This is a genomic window from Nocardioides sp. P4_G10 (assembly GCF_056401175.1).
In genome coordinates this window covers 449,022-465,066 of the sequence record NZ_JBFUJV010000001.1, presented here as the reverse complement: position 1 = coordinate 465,066, position 16,045 = coordinate 449,022, and the positions used below count along the sequence as shown (strand labels likewise).

The window sequence follows — 16,045 nt, the reverse complement described above, 5'->3', positions numbered from 1 at the left end:
GCTAGGTTCGATGATTGTGACGCAGCGCACAATGGCCGCATTCCTGACTCCGGAGGGCTTTTCACAGCCCTCCGTGGTGGCGGTGCTGCGCGAAGGGTCGGTCCTCACCGAGGCCGGCCGCTACGCCGTCTCGGCCTTCGGCTCGCGCGGCGCGCGACGTCGTACGCCGCTGGGCGCGCGCCCGATGCGGGTCGGCGAGCCGGTGCTGCTGGTGCCGGGGTTCCTCGCCGGTGACTCGTCGCTGGGGCCGATGAGCCGGACGCTGCGCCACCAGGGCTTCAGGACCTACCGCGCCGACATCCGCGCCAACGTCGGCTGCACGCTGTCAGCCGCCGCGCAGCTCGAGGAGCGGCTCGAGGAGATCTCGCAGCGGCGCGGGTCGCGCGTGCGCATCGTTGGCCACAGCCTCGGCGGGATGCTGGCCCGCGGCGTCGCAGCCCGACGGCCCGACCTCGTCGCGGGCATCGTCACGATGGGCAGCCCGATGCTCGCGCCGGGAGCGCACCACGTCTCGCTGGCCCGCAGCGTCGACCTGCTCGTGCGGCTCAACCGCGCCGGGATGCGCGGCCTGATGGCCGAGGACTGCGTCGCCGGCCACTGCGCCAAGGAGAGCTTCGACCAGGCGCGCGCGCCGCTCCCCGAGGGCATGGACTTCACCGCGATCTTCTCCCGGCGCGACGGCATCGTCGATTGGCGCGCATGCGTCGATCCGGCCGCACGGCCGGTGGAGGTGCGCTCGTCGCACGTGGGGATGGCATTCGACCCCCTCGTCATCACCGCAGTCTCGGCCGCGCTGCGGCCGCCGGTGCCGACGTCAGTTGTCGAAGTCGATCGTGGAGAGATTGCGTAGCTTCGAGAGCCGGTGCTCGGCGGTGATCGAGCGGACGGTGCCGCTGCGCGAGCGCATCACCAGCGAGTGCGTGGTCACGCCGTCGCCGCGGTAGCGCACTCCCCGCATGAGCTCGCCGTCGGTGATGCCGGTGGCGACGAAGAACGCGTCGTCACCGGTGACCAGGTCGTCGGTGCCGAGCACGAAGTCGCGGTCGAGGTCGTGGCCGGCGTCGAGGGCGCGCTGCCGCTCGTCATCGTCCTGCGGCCAGAGCTGGCCCTGGATCTTGCCGCCGATGCACTTCATCGCGCACGCCGCGATGATGCCCTCGGGGGTGCCGCCGACACCGAGCATCAGGTCGACGCCGGTGTCGGGGCGGGCCGCCATGATCGCGCCGGCGACGTCGCCGTCGGTGATGTACTTGATGCGGGCGCCCGTCGCGCGGATGTCCTCGACCAGCTGGGCGTGGCGCGGCCGGTCGAGGAGCACCACGGTGACGTCGTGGATGGAGATGCCCTTGGCCTTGGCGACGCGGGCGATGTTCTCCTTGACCGGCAGCCGGATGTCGACGTGGTCGGCGGCCTCGGGACCGGTGGCGAGCTTGTCCATGTAGAACACCGCGCTCGGGTCGTACATCGAGCCGCGCGGTGAGACCGCCAGCACCGAGACGGCGTTGCTCATGCCCTTGGCGGTCAGCGTCGTGCCGTCGATCGGGTCCACGGCGACGTCGCACTCGGGGCCGGAGCCGTCGCCGACCTCCTCGCCGTTGAAGAGCATCGGCGCGTTGTCCTTCTCGCCCTCGCCGATCACCACGGTGCCGCGCATCTCGACGGTCGAGATCATGTAGCGCATCGCCTCGACCGCGACGCCGTCGGCGTCGTTCTTGTCGCCGCGACCCACCCAGCGCCCGGCCGCCATGGCGGCCGCCTCGGTGACGCGCACCAGCTCGAGGGCGAGGTTGCGTTCGGGCTGCGGCGCGCTGGAGCTCATGCCGCGCATGTTATCGGCGGGTGGTGGCCGCGGGCTCGGCCCCCGTGCAACCCGCTTCGGGCCGGCTGGGAGGATGGCCCGCGTGAGTGGGCAGGGACAGCCGAGTCGTTACACGCGCTCGTTCAACGGGATGACCGGCGCCCTGATCGTCACGGTGCTCGCGGTGCTGGCGTTCGTCGCGTGGCGTGGGTTGTGGCGCGGCGACGTGGACAACGAACCGGAATCCGTGGACTGGCAGGCGCGCGTCGAGCTCGCGCAGCAGGCAGACCTCCGGGTCGTCCACCCCCTCGAGCTGCCGGCCGGGTGGACGGCCACCAGCACCGAGCTCGCCGCCGGCGACGACCCGCGGTGGAGCCTCGGCGTGCTCACCGACGACGGTCGCTTCGTCGGGATCCGGCAGCAGGACACGTCGGTCACCGACCTCGTCGAGCTCTACGTCGACGAGGACGCCACGGCCGGCGACGACGCCACCGTGCCGTCCGACATCACCGACACCTGGCAGACCTGGTCCGACGAGGGCGGCGACGTGGGCTACTCCACCGAGCTCGGYGACGAGGCGCTCCTCGTCTACGGCTCGGCCCCGGCCGAGGACATCGAGACCTACATCGGGCTGCTGACCCGGTGAGACGCCCAGTCGCGGCCGAGGCACGAGGCCGCGGCGTGGGGGCGGCCAGATCGAGCAAGCGACGCGACTGAGGAACGAAGTCGCACGAGCGAGTCGAGATCCGGACAGCCGAGAAGCAGCATTCGCCGAGGGGTCTCGTGACGGGACTTCGTCCCTCCTCGACCAGCGGATGCGGTCAGTCGTCGGCGTCAGTCCTCGGCGTCGGGGCCCATCGCGTCGTCGAGGCGCTTGCGGGCGCCGTCGAGCCACTGCTGGCAGACCTTGGCGAGCGCCTCGCCCCGCTCCCAGAGCGCGAGCGACTCCTCGAGGGTGGTGCCGCCGGCCTCGAGGGTGCGGACGACCTCGATGAGCTCCTCGCGGGCCTCTTCGTAGCTGGGCTGCTCCGTGGTGGCGTCACTCATCGGGGTCCTCCTCGACCAGGGTGGCTTCATCGATGCGGTCTGTCGTGGCGTGGATGCGTCCGTCCGCGACCCGGACGGAGACGGCGGCGCCCACCGCAGCCTGCGCGACGGACGTCACGACGTGGCCGTCGGCGTCCTGGAGCACGGCGTAGCCGCGCTGGAGCGTGGCGAGCGGCGAGAGCGCCTGCGCCCGGGCGCGCTGGTGGCCGATGTCGTCGGCGGCCCGGTCGAGGCGGTGCGAGAGCGTACGGCGGGCGCGCGCGAGCAGGTCGTCGAGCTCGTCGGAGCGGGCGGCGAGCAGGTTGCGGGGATCGGCCATGGCCGGGCGCGAGCGCACCTGGGCCAGCCAGTCCTGCTCGCGCGCGATGCGCTGCGTGATGACCTGGCGGAGCCGGTCGCGCGCCCACATGACGCCCTGGACCTCTTCGGCCATGTCGGGGACGACGAGCTTGGCGGCGTCGGTGGGCGTGGAGGCACGCACGTCGGCGACGAGGTCGAGCAGCGGCTGGTCGGGCTCGTGGCCGATCGCGGACACGACGGGTGTGCRCATCCGGTGCACCGCCCTGACCAGCGCCTCGTCGGAGAACGGCAGCAGGTCCTCGATCGAGCCGCCGCCACGTGCGACCACGACGACGTCGACGTCGGCGTTGCGCTCGAGCTTGTCGAGGGCCTCCATCACCTCGCTCGCCGAGCGGGTGCCCTGCATGGCGGCGTAGGCCACCTCGAACTGCACGGCGGGCCAGCGGCGGCGCGCATTCTCGAGGACGTCGCGCTCGGCGGCGCTGTTGGGCGCGGTCACCAGGCCGACCCGGCCGGGGAGGAACGGCAGGTCGCGCTTGAGCTCGGGGGCGAACAGGCCCTCTGCGGCGAGCAGCTGGCGGCGGCGCTCGAGCCGGGCGAGCAGCTCGCCGAGACCGACCATGCGGATCTCGCGGGCAGCCAGCGAGAACGACCCCCGGTTGGCGTAGAAGCTGGGCCGGGCGTGCACGACGACGCTGGCCCCCTCGACGAGGGGCGGGTTCATCGAGTCGACGAGCGACCGGGAGCACGTCAGCGTCACCGAGATGTCGGCGACCGTGTCGCGGAGCGTCATGAAGACGGTCTGCATGCCGGGGCGCCGGTTGACCTGCGCGATCTGTCCCTCGACCCACACGCCGCCGAGCTTGTCGATCCACTGCGAGACGGCGTTGGCGACGGCCCGCACCGGGGCCGGCGACTCGGCCGTGGCATCGCGGAGTGAGGGCACGCGGCGAGGATAGGGGAGGGCGCGGACAGGACCGTAGACTCGGCCCATGAGCACCGACCTCGGCCTTCCTCCGGTCCTCGACCCCGAGACCGCCAAGAACGTCCTGCTCGCGGCCCCCCGCGGCTACTGCGCCGGCGTGGACCGCGCCGTGATCACGGTCGAGAAGGCACTCGACCTCTACGGCGCCCCGGTCTACGTCCGCAAGCAGATCGTGCACAACAAGCACGTGGTGGCCAACCTCGAGTCGCGCGGCGCGATCTTCGTCGAGGAGCTCGACGAGGTGCCCGAGGGCCGGACGGTGGTCTTCTCCGCCCACGGCGTCTCGCCGGCGGTCCACGAGCAGGCGGCCGAGCGCGGCCTCAAGACCATCGACGCCACCTGCCCGCTGGTGACGAAGGTCCACCACGAGGCGAAGCGGTTCGCCTCCGACGACTACGACATCCTCCTCATCGGCCACGCCGGCCACGAGGAGGTCGAGGGCACGGCGGGTGAGGCGCCCGACCACATCCAGCTCGTCGAGAGCCCGGCCGACGTCGCGCGCATCGAGGTCCGCGACCCGGGGAAGGTGGCCTGGCTCTCGCAGACCACGCTCAGCGTCGACGAGACCCTCGAGACGGTCGCCGCGATCCGGGAGAAGTTCCCGCTGCTGCTCGACCCGCCGAGCGACGACATCTGCTACGCCACCCAGAACCGCCAGCTCGCGGTCAAGGAGATCTCCTCGGCCGCCGACCTGGTGATCGTGGTCGGCTCGCGCAACTCCTCCAACTCCGTGCGGCTCGTCGAGGTGGCCCTCGAGGCCGGCGCCAAGGCGTCGTACCTCGTCGACGACCACACCGAGATCGACGAGGCGTGGCTCGACGGCGTCGAGACCGTGTCGGTCACCTCCGGCGCGTCGGTGCCCGAGGATCTCGTCGAGGGCGTGCTCGCCTTCCTCTCCGAGCGCGGCTACCCCGACGCCCGTGCGGTGCACTCGGCCGAGGAGTCGCTGATCTTCGCGCTGCCGCCGGAGCTGCGACGCGACCTGCGCGCGGCGCAGAAGGCCTGACGGGAGCGCGAGATGGCCCGCTACCTCGACATCCACCCGGACAACCCGCAGCCGCGGCTCGTCTCCCAGGTCGTCGAGGCGCTGCGTGACGACCAGCTCATCGCCTACCCGACCGACTCCGGCTACGCCCTCGGCGCGCAGCTCGGCAACCGGGACGGCCGCGACCGGATCCTCAAGATCCGCGAGCTCGACGACCGCCACCACTTCACGCTGATGTGCAAGGACTTCTCGCAGCTCGGGCAGTTCGTCCACGTCGACAACAACGCGTTCCGCGCCATCAAGGCCACGACGCCGGGCCCCTACACGTTCATCCTCCCCGCGACCGGCGAGGTGCCGAAGCGGCTGATGCACCCGAAGAAGCGCACCGTCGGCGTCCGGATCCCCGACCACCTGCTCGTGTGTGCCCTGCTCGAGGAGCTCGGCGAGCCGATCCTCACCAGCACGCTGATCCTCCCCGGCGAGACCGAGGCCAGGACGATGGGCTGGGAGATCAAGGAGGACCTCGACCACGTCGTCGACATCGTGGTCGAGTCGGGCGAGGTCACCGCCGAGCCCACGTCGGTGATCGACTGGTCCGACGCCGAGCCCGTCGTCGTACGCCGTGGGGCGGGCGACGTGTCGCGCTTCGAGGAGTGACCGACCGGGGTCAGCCGGTCGGCTGACCCAGCTCGCGCTCGAGCTCGGAGGCGAGGTCGCCCTGGCGGTGCAGGCGCCAGCCGAGCCAGCCCAGGCACAGCGCGTAGCCGACGAAGAGGGCGACGCCGTGGGTGGCCACCCCGGAGACGACGGCCTGCAGCAGGCTGTCGCGCGGGTCGGCGATCGCGTCGCGTGCGACGACGGCGACGAAGCCGAAGACCACGACCATCAGGACCGGCGGCAGCAGCGCGACGAGGTAGAAGTCCTGGCGCCGCACGAGCGCCGCCAGTCCCAGGCACAGCGCCACGAAGCACAGGTCGAAGAACAGCGTGAGGCTGCCGACCAGGAGCACGTCGAGGGCGACGGCGGTCAACGTGAGGGCGACGCCCAGGGACACCACCTGCAGGCCCGGCTCCCGCCCGGCCTGCCACCGCGTGTCGGCCTGTGTCACGAGGCTCAACCTAGGGCCGGGCTCAGGCGCCCCGCGCGCGGCGCGCCGCGGCGGGCGCCGAGCCGGGGTGCTGGTCGAGCAGGTCGTCGAGCGTCGGGTCGCCCGTCGCGCCCGGGACGTCGTCGAGGACGTCGAGCTCGGTCGCGGCAGCCGAGCGGGGCACCGTCTCCACCTGGCGGGGGCCCTCGAGCTGGTCGTTGGTGACGCCGAGGTCGGCGAAGCGGCGCGCGGACACCAGCACCCGCCCCTCGAGCGAGCCCATCGCCTGGTTGTAGGCGACGACGCTGGCGTTGAGCGAGCGACCCACCTTGTCGAGGTGGCCGGCCATCGAGCCCAGCCGGGCGTGCAGCTCCTGCCCGAGGCGCTGCACCTCCTGCGCCTGGGCGTTGAGCACCTCGTGCTGCCACCCCTGGGCGACGGTGCGCAGCAGCGCGATCAGCGTGGAGGGGGTGGCCAGCACGACGTTGCGGGCGGCGGCCTGCTCGACGAGGTCGGGCACGGCCTGCAGCGCGGCCTGGAGGATCGCCTCGCCCGGGAGGAACAGCACCACGAACTCCGGGGTGCCGGTCAACGCCTCCCAGTAGCGCCGGGAGCCCAGGTCGGCGACGTGCTTGCGGACGTGCTCGCCGAGCCGGGTCAGCGCCCGCTCGTGCTCGGCGGGGTCGTCGGCCCCGGTGAGGTCGAGGAAGGCGGCGAGCGGCGCCTTCGCGTCGACCGCGATGGTGCGTCCGCCGGCGAGCGTGACGACGAGGTCGGGGCGCAGGCGGCCGTCGTCGAGGCGCGTCTGCTCGGCGAAGTCGCAGTGGTCGACCAGCCCCGCGAGCTCGACGGTCCGGCGCAGGTGGAGCTCGCCCCACTGCCCGCGCACCTGCGGCTTGCGCAGGGCGGTCGCGAGCGTGTGGGTCTCGTGGCGCAGCACGTCGGTCGAGTGGCGTACGTCGGTCACCTGCTGGTGGAGCTGGGCCTGCCAGGCCGTGCGGTCGTGGGCCAGGTCGCTCAGCTGGTCCTGCAACCGCTCGAGCCCGTCCTGGACGACCGCGTGGTCGGCGACCCGCTGCTGCAGCGCGGCGATCGCGGTGTCGTCGCCCGGCCGGCTGCGTGCCCACAGCACGCCGATCACGGCACCGAGGGCCAGCCCGACGGCGAGGACGGCCGCCAGGGTCAGCACGAGGGGGAAGGTGTCCATGGATCCAGCATGGACCGACCCACCGACAGAACATCCGAACCGCGTCGCGTGCGCGGCCCCGTGTCGAGCACTACCGCGAGCGCACTCGGCCCGGTTCGGCGTCACCGCGGAAGGTGCGCCGGTAGGCCGAGGGCGAGACGCCGAGGGACGCGTGCAGGTGCTGGCGCAGCGAGGCGGCGGTGCCCATCCCGGCACGGGTCGCGACGTCGTCGACGGTCAGGTCGGTCGCCTCGAGGAGGTGCTGGGCGTGCCGGACCCGCTGCTGGGTGACCCACGCGCCGGGGGACTGGCCGGTCTCCTCCCGGAAGCGCCGGGTGAAGGTGCGCACGCTCATCGACGCCCGCCGGGCGAGGGTCGCGACGTCGAGGGTCCGGTCCAGGTGGGCCTGCGCCCACGCGCGTACGTCGCTGGTGGTCTCGTCGGCGCGCCGCGGGACGTGCCGCTCGATGAACTGCGCCTGCCCGCCGTCGCGCCACGGGGGCACCACCATGTGGCGGGCGACCGCGTTGGCGACAGCGGTGCCGTGGTCGCTGCGCACCAGGTGGAGGCAGAGGTCGATGCCGGCGCTGAGCCCGGCGGAGGTGAGCACCCGGCCGTCGTCGGTGAAGAGGACGTCCTCGTCGACGGCGATGTCGGGGTAGAGGCGGCGGAAGTCGTCGGCGTACTTCCAGTGCGTCGTGGCGCGGTGGCCGTCGAGGATCCCGGCCGCGGCCAGCACGAAGGCCCCGGTGCAGATCGAGACCCAGCGCGCGTCGGCGGGGACGGAGGCCAGCGCGGCGCGGAGGTCGTCGTCGATCGTCCCGTCACGTCGCGGACCGGCGACCTGGGTGCCGGGCACGATCACGGTCTGCGCCCTGGCGAGCGCCTCGGGCCCGGTCGACGGGGCGATGGCGTAGCCGCGGGTCGCCGCCACGGGGTGCCCGTCGAGGGTCACCACCGCCACGTCGTAGAGCGGGCTCCCGTCGGCGTCGCGGGCCTCGCCGAGAACCTGAGGCGGGATCGTCAGGTCGTAGCCGATGACCGGCGCGACGGCGAGGACGACCACGCGGTGCGGCTCGGCCGACGACGACGACGACGAGTAGGGCGACGACATGGCCGGATTCTTGCACATGTTGGCATTTCGGCCACTCGTCGGACGGCGCCGGTTGTCGGGAGACTGTCCCGGTGACGATGACGACTCCTTCCGAGCCGACCCTCGCGCGGCCGCAGCGGCTGCACTGGGCGTGGGTGGTGGCCGCGGTGTCCTTCGTGACGCTCGTCGGCGCGGCCGCCTTCCGGTCCGTGCCGGGCGTGCTGATCGAGCCGCTGCACGAGGAGTTCGGCTGGTCGCACGGGCTGATCGGCTCCGCGGTCTCGCTCAACCTCATGCTCTTCGGGTTGATCTCGCCCTTCGCAGCCGCCCTGATGGACCGGTTCGGCGTCCGGCCGGTCGTCACGTTCGCGCTGCTGATGGTCGCGGTCGGCAGCGGCCTGACGGTCTTCATGACCGAGCCCTGGCAGCTCATCCTGTGCTGGGGCCTGCTCGTCGGCATCGGCACCGGCTCGATGTCGATGGCCTTCGTCGCGACGATCACCAGCCGCTGGTTCGTCGCCCGCCGCGGACTGGTCAGCGGCATCCTCACCGCCGGCAACGCCACCGGCCAGCTGATCTTCCTGCCGGTGGTGGCCTGGCTGGCCACCCACCACGGCTGGCGTACGGCGGCACTGCTGGCCGCCGCGGCCGCCCTCGCCGTCGTACCGCTGGTGCTCCTGCTCCTCCGCAACCACCCGGCCGACCTCGGGCTGCAGGCGTTCGGCGCGACCGAGGCGGACCCCGGCCCGCCGCCCCACCAGCACGTCGGCTCCAGCGCGGGGCGCGCCCTCGCGGTGCTGCGCGACGCCGCCCGCAGTCGGACCTTCTGGCTCCTCTCCGGCGGGTTCGCCATCTGCGGGATGACGACCAACGGCCTCATCGCGACGCACTTCGTCCCGGCTGCCCACGATCACGGCATGCCGGCCACCACCGCCGCCTCGCTGCTCGCGGTCGTCGGCATCTTCGACGTCGTCGGCACGATCGCCTCGGGCTGGCTCACCGACAAGGTCGACCCGCGGCTGCTGCTGGTGGCCTACTACGTGCTGCGCGGGGTCGGCCTGATGGCGCTGCCCGCGCTGATGTCGCCGCACGTGGAGCCCAGCATGTGGGTCTTCATCATCGTCTACGGCCTCGACTGGGTCGCGACCGTGCCGCCCACCGTCGCGCTGTGCCGGGAGTGGTTCGGCGCGGCGTCCGGCCCGATCGTCTTCGGCTGGGTCTTCGCCAGCCACCAGGTGGGCGCGGCCGTCGCGGCAACGGCCGCCGGCGTGGTCCGCGACGTCACCGGCGGCTACGACCCCGCCTTCTACGCCGCGGCCGGTCTCTGCGCCCTCGCCGCGCTGATGTCGTACGCCATCCGACGCACGCCGCAGCCCGCCGTGGCAGCGCCGACCACCGGCGTGATGTGAGCCCTCAGTCGAGGTCGACGACGACCGGCGCGTGGTCCGACGGCGAGCCCGCGCCCTGCGCGGGGTCGCGCTCGTCGCGGTCGATGAAGGCGCCGCTGACCCGCGAGGCGAGCGTGGGGGAGGCGAGGACGAAGTCGATCTTGAGGCCGCGGTCGCGCTCGAAGCGCTGGCGGTAGTAGTCCCAGTAGGTGTAGCCGGCGTCGTGGGCGCGGGTCACCTCGGCGTAGCCGTCGTCGAGGAACCCCTGGAAGGCGGCCCGCTCGGGCGGCGTCACGTGGGTCGACTTCGCGAACTGCTTGACGTCGAAGACGTCGTCGTCGGTGGGGCAGATGTTCCAGTCGCCGACGAGCGCCGTCTCGCCGTCGAGCCAGCCGCTCGCGGTCGCGCGCAGGCGGGCCAGCCAGTCGAGCTTGTAGGCGTAGTGCGGGTCGTCGGGCTTGCGGCCGTTGGGGATGTAGAGCGACCAGATGCGCACCCCGCCGCAGGTGGCGCCGATCGCGCGGGACTCGGCGGCCACGGGGTCGCCCCACCCGGGCATGTCGGGGAAGCCGACCTCGACGTCCTCGAGACCGACGCGCGACAGCAGCGCGACGCCGTTCCACTGGTTCAGCCCGGCGACGGCGATGTCGTAGCCGAGGGCCTGCAGGCCCATCAGCGGCAGCTGGTCCTCACGGGCCTTGGTCTCCTGCAGGGCGAGCACGTCGATGTCGTGTCGCTGCACGAACGCCTCGACGCGGTCGATGCGGGATCGGAGGGAGTTGACGTTCCAGGTCGCGATGCGCACCCGTCCACCCTAAGGAAGGCAGTTGGTGGCGCATGCCGTGGGGCGAGGAACTCTTTGCGCAGGAAAGTCTTTACAGATCGGGGCCTCGTGCGCGAAGTTCATCGGCACGCACCTGTCTCGGGAACGTGTGCAAACCTGCTGGACCCTTGTCGGACCGTGACCACATCAGCTCCAGGCCACGTCCGGCGCTGCTCAGGACTCCGAGATGGCGTGTGCCAAATCCCCCATCAGGAGAGAAGAACCCACATGCAGCGCAGTCGACTCGGGGCGATCGCCCTCAGCTCCGCAGCACTCCTCGGCGCGGCCCTCGCCTCACCGGCACTGGCCGCCACGGACTCGGAGATCCCGACGTTCCAGGAGTTCCACGCATCCACGTTCAAGGACGCGGACCAGCAGTACGTCGTCAACGGTGACGAGCCCGTCGCCGACACCGGCCAGCTCCGCGAGTTCTACGACTCGATGGTCGCGCCCGAGACCATGCAGGAAGGCCTCATCGTCAACACCGTCGGCGGCGCCGACGACAAGTGGTCGGCCAGCCAGGCCCTCAACCTGACCTACTGCGTGAGCAACAAGTTCGGCACGTCGAAGACCAACGTGGTCAACGCGATGAACCAGGGCGCCGCGCTGTGGGAGGGCGCCACCTCGAAGGTGAACTTCACCTACGTGCCCGCCCAGGACGCCAGCTGCACGGTGCGCAACAACTCGGTGCTCTTCTCCGTCGAGCCCACCAGCACCACGCAGTACATCGCCCGCGCGTTCTTCCCGAGCACCAGCAAGCGCAGCCGCAACATCCTGGTCAACGCCTCGTCGCTGATGAACTCCGGGTCGTGGACCCCGGGCAACATCCTGGGCCACGAGCTCGGCCACACGCTCGGCTTCCGTCACGAGCACACGCGGCCCGAGGCCGGCACCTGCTTCGAGGACAACAACTGGCGCCCGCTGACGCCGTACGACTCGTCCTCGATCATGCACTACCCCCAGTGCAACGGCACCTCGAGCAACCTCAGCATGACGGCGACGGACCGCCAGGGCGCAGTCACCCTCTACGGCTCCTGATCGCCTAGGCTGGTGACAGCCCCGAGCGCCCCTTCCGTCCCGAGCGGAGGGGGCGTTCGGCCCGTCCGGACCGCCGCACCGGATCCCCGGTCGCGTCCGGGTAGCGTCGGCGCGTGTCCACCACCGCCTCGCCGTCGACCATCCTCTCCGCGCGCGACCTGCAGTTCATGCTCTTCGAGTGGCTCGACGTGGAGCAGCTGGCCGAGCGGCCCCGGTTCGCCCAGCACGACCGCGACACGTACGACGCGCTGCTGGCGCTGTGCGAGCAGCTGGCCACCGAGCACTTCGCCCCGCACTACCGCCGCAGCGACACCGAGGAGCCGGTCTTCGACGGTGAGAAGGTGCTGCTCATCCCGGAGATCGCGACGGCGCTGGAGGCCTTCGCCAAGGCCGACCTGCTCACGCTGACCCTCGACGAGGAGGTCGGCGGGCAGCAGGTCCCGCACGTGGTGGCGTCGGCGTGCATGGCGTGGTTCACCGCCGCCAACATCGGCACCGCGGCGTACTCGTTCCTCACCGTCGCGAACGCAGGGCTGCTGCTCGCCCACGGCACGCCCGAACAGGTCGAGCGCTTCGTGACGCCGATGCTCGAGGGGCGCTTCTTCGGGACGATGACGCTCTCCGAGCCGCACGCCGGCTCCAGTCTCGGCGACGTCGTCACGCGGGCCGTCCCCGCCGACGACGGCACCTACCGGATCTTCGGCAGCAAGATGTGGATCTCCGGCGGCGACCACGAGATGGGCGACAACATCGTCCACCTCGTCCTGGCCAAGCTGCCCGACGCGGCGCCCGGGACGCGGGGCATCTCGCTGTTCGTCGTCCCCAAGCACCTCGTCGGGGAGGACGGCTCCATCGGCGAGCGCAACGACGTCGCCCTCGCCGGCATCAACCACAAGCTCGGCAGCCGGGGGACGGTCAACACCGCACCGGTGTTCGGTGGCGGAGCCTTCACGCCCGGTGGCGCTGCGGGTGCCGTCGGCCACCTCGTCGGCGAGCCCGGCAAGGGCCTGTCCTACATGTTCCACATGATGAACGCGGCGCGCCTCGGGGTCGGGATGTCCGCGACCACCACGGCCTACACCGCCTACCTCAAGTCGCTGGAGTACGCCCGCTCCCGCCCGCAGGGCCGCCGGCTGGGGGCGGCCGACCCGAGCGCGCCGCAGGTGCCGATCATCGAGCACGCCGACGTGCGCCGCATGCTGCTGGCGCAGAAGTCGTACGTCGAGGGCGCGCTGGCGCTCAACCTCTACTGCTCGCGCCTGCTCGACGTCCAGGCGACCGCGCGCGACGAGGAGGAGCGCACCGAGACCGGGCGGCTGCTCGACCTGCTGACGCCGATCGCGAAGTCCTGGCCGTCGCAGTGGGGGCAGGAGAGCAACAGCCTGGCGATCCAGGTGCTCGGCGGCTCGGGCTACACCCGCGACTACGACGTCGAGGCGCACTGGCGCGACCAGCGGCTGAACCCCATCCACGAGGGCACCCACGGCATCCAGGCGCTCGACCTCCTCGGGCGCAAGGTCCTCGGCGGAGGTGGCGCCTCGCTCATGGCGCTCGCCGCCCGGATCGGTGAGACCGTCACCCGGGCCCGCGACCTGGGCGGGGAGCCCGCCGCCCACGCCGAGGCGCTCCAGTCGGCGGTCGACCGGCTGGGCGAGGTGACGCTCGCGCTGGCCGGGCTCGGTGACCCGGAGCGGACGATGGCCAACGCCACCGTCTACCTCGAGGCAGCCGGCCACGTCGTGGTCGCGTGGATGTGGCTCGAGCAGCTCGTCGCGGTCGGGGACCGGACGGGGGACTTCTACGACGGCAAGCGGGCCGCGGCGCGCTACTTCTTCCGCTGGGAGCTGCCCAAGGTGGGCCCGATGCTCGACCTGCTCGCCTCCGGTGACACCACCACGCTGGAGATGCGCGACGCCTGGTTCTAGACCCGGTCCACGAAGTCGGTGAGCAGCCCGGGTGTCGCCCGGTCGGCCAGCGCCACGGCCACGTCGAGGCGTACGTCGCGCACCAGCACCCGCTCGGTGCCCGCGGCGGTCGTGGCGGTCAGGTCGACGAGCCCGATACGGCGCTGCCACCACGACTGCGAGACGACCCAGCCGATGATGCCGTCGGTCTCGAGCACCGTGCGGATGCGCGCGAAGGTGCCGCGCCCGGCGACGAGGTGCTCACCGGCGAGGTCGTGCCCGAGGTGGCGGTACGACGCCTCGCCCGCCGCAGCGGCGAGGGCGAGCAGTGCGGCGCCGATGGCGGCGAGCCACCACCAGGTCAGGTCGAACCACCACCAGGCGACCGCGAGCAGCACGATGACGTCGAGCGCGTTGCGGAGCTGGCGGAACCACGCGCGGCGCCGGGCCTTCGGACCGTGCTCCACGAGCCGACCGGTCAGCGGGCCGGGATGCTCGAGGACGGCCTCGCCGACCGCGACGGCGACCCCGCGCGGGCACGGCGGCAGCACCTGCGTGACGCCGTCCTCCACGCCGGTGGCCAGCGTGGAGAGCTCGGCCCCGCCGACGAGTCGCATGAGCACCGGCTCGGTCATCTCGACGCCGCGGACCTTCGCCTCCTCCACCGTGATGGACCGCGTCGTCACCAGCCCGGAGGTGAGGTGCAGCGAGCCGTGCTCGCGCACGAGCCGGAAGCCCCACCACTGCAGGACGTAGCCGGCGACGGAGACGACCAGCCAGAGGGCGAGTGCGCTGACGGAGAGCACGAGCGCGATGGCGGCGACGGCGAACTGGGTGAGCCACTGCCACGCCGAGGTGGCCGTCTCCTCGTTCCAGATGGGGAGGTCGTCGGCGAACTGCGACAGCACCCCGAGCCCGCCGAACAGCAGCACCAGCCGGCCGAGGCTGAAGGGCGCGAAGCGCAGCCAGGACCAGTCGATCCGCGCGAGCGGCACCGCCGGCGCGGGCAGGGGAGCGGGGGCCACGGGCCGGTCGGGCCGGTAGGTCCCCTCGGGCTGGGCGAGCTGGTCGGGCTGGTCGGGCGACGGGCCGTCAGGCCGGCCCACGGCAGCCGGCGCGGCCTGCTGCTCCGCGACGGCGCGGCGCGTCAGCAGCGTCGTACGCAGTGCCTGGGCGTCGGCGGCGGCGAGTGCGTCGAGCGTGATGCGGTCGTCGTCGACCCCCGTGCCGATCTGCACCTTCTGCAGGCCGAGGATGCGGTGGAGCAGGGACGCCTCGAGGTCGACGCTGCGCACGCGGTCCAGAGGCGCGGTCGAGGTCTTCTTGTTGAGGATGCCGCTGCGCACCTGGATCTGGGTGCCGGTCAGGCGGTAGTGGGTGGTCAGCCACGGCAGCGCGCCCAGGACGAGCGGGCCCAGCACGACGAGCGGGAAGATGATCGGCCAGAACTTGGTGTCGCTCCGGCTGATCCCGACCAGCGCGATGACCACGGGCACGACGAACTGCGCGACGGCCTTCACGGGATCGAGCAGCAGCTTGAGCGGGCTGAGCCGGACGAAGCCCTCGCCGGGCTCGGGGATCACGTGGCGTCGTCCTCGGTGGCCGCGGTGATGGCGGTCAGCCGCGCGACCACGTCGCGGGCGGTGTCGGCATCGAGGCAGTCCACGGTGATCGGCCCGGCGGCCGAGGCGGTCGTGACGGTGATCGAGGCGAGCCCGAAGAGCCGCATCACCGCGCCCTGGCGGGAGTCGACCGTCTGCACGCGGCTGATGGGGGCGATGCGGGTCTGCCGGCCGATCCACCCCTCGCGCGTGTGGACCGCCGTGTCGGTGACCTCCCACCGGTGCACCCGGAAGCGGATCCGGGGCATCAGCACCACGTGCGCCGCCGCGACGAGCGCGAGGAGGAGCACCACCAGGCCGGCCCAGCCCGGGACCCCGGGCACCAGCAACCAGACGAGCAGCGCGCCGACCACGAGCACGGCGTCGCCGACCAGGGCCGACACGGTCCAGAACGGGACTGCCTGCGGCGACACCCGGTTGGCCGGCTCGCGCAGCACCGGCGTAGCCCCCACGTCAGTCATGGGCAGGAGTCTTGCAGGTCGCCCCGAGGCGCCGGACGTCCCCGGACTTGTGCAGTTGCGCGTCGTCGAGCGCCAGGCGGGCAACTCCTGCAGGTTCATGCAGTGCAGACACCTGACCCTGCGCGGGGCTTCCCCAGACCGGGCGCGACCGGTTGGTTGGAGGAGCAACGACCGAGACGGATCGCGCGGGGGTGCGGTCGGTCTACGGCTCCTGACGGACGCCGAGGCGCGCAGGAGGGAGGGCCCGGCCGCTCGGCCGGGCCCTCTGCCGTCCTCGCCCTTTGCCCGCCGGCCGCGAATCGCTCGCGTGCAGCGCGCAGCCGTAGAC

At 72.4% G+C, this 16,045-nt stretch carries 16 protein-coding genes; 7 read left to right on the top strand and 9 right to left on the bottom strand.

Features of this window, described 5'->3' with window-relative positions; translation table 11 throughout:
• Positions 1-16: 16 nt before the first annotated feature.
• Positions 17-850: an esterase/lipase family protein gene (locus AC1DP1_RS02230; protein WP_457184773.1), complete on the top strand. Its 834-nt coding sequence runs from the start codon at positions 17-19 to the stop codon at positions 848-850.
• Here AC1DP1_RS02230 and glpX read toward each other — a convergent pair.
• On the bottom strand, positions 815-1,828 hold the full coding sequence (glpX, locus tag AC1DP1_RS02225; protein WP_378540679.1) for a class II fructose-bisphosphatase: 1,014 nt from the start codon (positions 1,826-1,828) through the stop codon (positions 815-817). The genes AC1DP1_RS02230 and glpX overlap by 36 nt on opposite strands.
• Before the next feature lie 73 nt (positions 1,829-1,901).
• Between glpX and AC1DP1_RS02220 the strand changes: the two genes are divergently transcribed.
• Positions 1,902-2,444: a DUF4245 domain-containing protein gene (locus AC1DP1_RS02220; protein ID WP_477505451.1), complete on the top strand. Its 543-nt coding sequence runs from the start codon at positions 1,902-1,904 to the stop codon at positions 2,442-2,444.
• Between the two features lie 188 nt (positions 2,445-2,632).
• Here the strand turns inward: AC1DP1_RS02220 and AC1DP1_RS02215 are convergent, their stop codons facing one another.
• Together AC1DP1_RS02215 and xseA are read right to left on the bottom strand one after the other, a co-directional pair.
• Entirely contained in the window at positions 2,633-2,845 is a 213-nt protein-coding gene (locus AC1DP1_RS02215) for an exodeoxyribonuclease VII small subunit (RefSeq protein WP_477505450.1), read from the bottom strand.
• Complete coding sequence (xseA, locus tag AC1DP1_RS02210) at positions 2,838-4,091, bottom strand: exodeoxyribonuclease VII large subunit (protein WP_477505449.1); 1,254 nt, start codon at positions 4,089-4,091, stop codon at positions 2,838-2,840. The genes AC1DP1_RS02215 and xseA overlap by 8 nt, the downstream gene beginning before the upstream one ends.
• 46 nt (positions 4,092-4,137) lie before the next feature.
• Between xseA and AC1DP1_RS02205 the strand changes: the two genes are divergently transcribed.
• Both AC1DP1_RS02205 and AC1DP1_RS02200 read left to right on the top strand, forming a co-directional pair.
• Positions 4,138-5,136: a 4-hydroxy-3-methylbut-2-enyl diphosphate reductase gene (locus tag AC1DP1_RS02205; RefSeq protein WP_477505448.1), complete on the top strand. Its 999-nt coding sequence runs from the start codon at positions 4,138-4,140 to the stop codon at positions 5,134-5,136.
• A gap of 12 nt (positions 5,137-5,148) precedes the next feature.
• Positions 5,149-5,772, top strand: coding sequence for an L-threonylcarbamoyladenylate synthase (locus tag AC1DP1_RS02200; protein ID WP_457184764.1), 624 nt, complete (start codon positions 5,149-5,151; stop codon positions 5,770-5,772).
• A 10-nt stretch (positions 5,773-5,782) separates the two neighbouring features.
• Here AC1DP1_RS02200 and AC1DP1_RS02195 read toward each other — a convergent pair whose 3' ends face one another.
• The 3 genes from AC1DP1_RS02195 to AC1DP1_RS02185 form a co-directional block, all read right to left on the bottom strand.
• Positions 5,783-6,223, bottom strand: a complete 441-nt coding sequence (locus AC1DP1_RS02195; protein ID WP_457184762.1) for a DUF6542 domain-containing protein — start codon at positions 6,221-6,223, stop codon at positions 5,783-5,785.
• Positions 6,224-6,245: 22 nt separating this feature from the next.
• The gene (locus tag AC1DP1_RS02190; RefSeq protein ID WP_477505447.1) at positions 6,246-7,409 is read right to left on the bottom strand and encodes a DNA recombination protein RmuC; all 1,164 of its coding nucleotides are present in this window, start codon (positions 7,407-7,409) and stop codon (positions 6,246-6,248) included.
• Positions 7,410-7,479: 70 nt separating this feature from the next.
• A complete protein-coding gene (locus AC1DP1_RS02185) occupies positions 7,480-8,502 on the bottom strand; it encodes a GlxA family transcriptional regulator (RefSeq protein WP_477505446.1) in 1,023 nt (340 codons plus the stop codon).
• A gap of 77 nt (positions 8,503-8,579) precedes the next feature.
• Here AC1DP1_RS02185 and AC1DP1_RS02180 point away from each other — a divergent pair, with 77 nt between their 5' ends.
• Positions 8,580-9,890, top strand: a complete 1,311-nt coding sequence (locus AC1DP1_RS02180; RefSeq protein WP_477505445.1) for an MFS transporter — start codon at positions 8,580-8,582, stop codon at positions 9,888-9,890.
• Positions 9,891-9,894: 4 nt separating this feature from the next.
• Here AC1DP1_RS02180 and AC1DP1_RS02175 read toward each other — a convergent pair whose 3' ends face one another.
• Positions 9,895-10,674, bottom strand: coding sequence for an exodeoxyribonuclease III (locus AC1DP1_RS02175; RefSeq protein ID WP_477505444.1), 780 nt, complete (start codon positions 10,672-10,674; stop codon positions 9,895-9,897).
• Between the two features lie 246 nt (positions 10,675-10,920).
• Here AC1DP1_RS02175 and AC1DP1_RS02170 point away from each other — a divergent pair, with 246 nt between their 5' ends.
• A complete protein-coding gene (locus tag AC1DP1_RS02170; protein WP_477505443.1) occupies positions 10,921-11,730 on the top strand; it encodes a M57 family metalloprotease in 810 nt (269 codons plus the stop codon).
• Between the two features lie 113 nt (positions 11,731-11,843).
• Positions 11,844-13,655: an acyl-CoA dehydrogenase gene (locus AC1DP1_RS02165; RefSeq protein ID WP_477505442.1), complete on the top strand. Its 1,812-nt coding sequence runs from the start codon at positions 11,844-11,846 to the stop codon at positions 13,653-13,655.
• On the opposite strand, the gene AC1DP1_RS02160 is transcribed toward AC1DP1_RS02165, so the two are convergent.
• Both AC1DP1_RS02160 and AC1DP1_RS02155 read right to left on the bottom strand, forming a co-directional pair.
• Positions 13,652-15,217 carry a PH domain-containing protein gene (locus AC1DP1_RS02160; RefSeq protein ID WP_477505441.1) on the bottom strand — a complete coding sequence of 522 codons (1,566 nt, stop codon included), beginning with the start codon at positions 15,215-15,217 and terminating at the stop codon, positions 13,652-13,654. The two genes, AC1DP1_RS02165 and AC1DP1_RS02160, sit on opposite strands and share 4 nt — an antisense overlap.
• Positions 15,214-15,717 (bottom strand): PH domain-containing protein, encoded by a 504-nt coding sequence (locus tag AC1DP1_RS02155; protein WP_477505440.1) that lies wholly within the window; start codon positions 15,715-15,717, stop codon positions 15,214-15,216. Before AC1DP1_RS02155 ends, AC1DP1_RS02160 begins: the two co-directional genes overlap by 4 nt.
• Between the last annotated feature and the right edge of the window lie 328 nt (positions 15,718-16,045).

Excerpts from the sequence above, each read along its gene's own strand:
- AC1DP1_RS02190 (WP_477505447.1), bottom strand. The coding sequence starts at position 7,409 with ATGGACACCTTCCCCCTCGTGCTGACCCTGGCGGCCGTCCTCGCCGTC.
- AC1DP1_RS02215 (WP_477505450.1), bottom strand. The coding sequence starts at position 2,845 with ATGAGTGACGCCACCACGGAGCAGCCCAGCTACGAAGAGGCCCGCGAG.
- AC1DP1_RS02170 (WP_477505443.1), top strand. The coding sequence starts at position 10,921 with ATGCAGCGCAGTCGACTCGGGGCGATCGCCCTCAGCTCCGCAGCACTC.
- AC1DP1_RS02180 (WP_477505445.1), top strand. The coding sequence starts at position 8,580 with ATGACGACTCCTTCCGAGCCGACCCTCGCGCGGCCGCAGCGGCTGCAC.
- AC1DP1_RS02205 (WP_477505448.1), top strand. The coding sequence starts at position 4,138 with ATGAGCACCGACCTCGGCCTTCCTCCGGTCCTCGACCCCGAGACCGCC.
- AC1DP1_RS02155 (WP_477505440.1), bottom strand. The coding sequence starts at position 15,717 with ATGACTGACGTGGGGGCTACGCCGGTGCTGCGCGAGCCGGCCAACCGG.
- AC1DP1_RS02200 (WP_457184764.1), top strand. The coding sequence starts at position 5,149 with ATGGCCCGCTACCTCGACATCCACCCGGACAACCCGCAGCCGCGGCTC.
- AC1DP1_RS02185 (WP_477505446.1), bottom strand. The coding sequence starts at position 8,502 with ATGTCGTCGCCCTACTCGTCGTCGTCGTCGTCGGCCGAGCCGCACCGC.
- glpX (WP_378540679.1), bottom strand. The coding sequence starts at position 1,828 with ATGCGCGGCATGAGCTCCAGCGCGCCGCAGCCCGAACGCAACCTCGCC.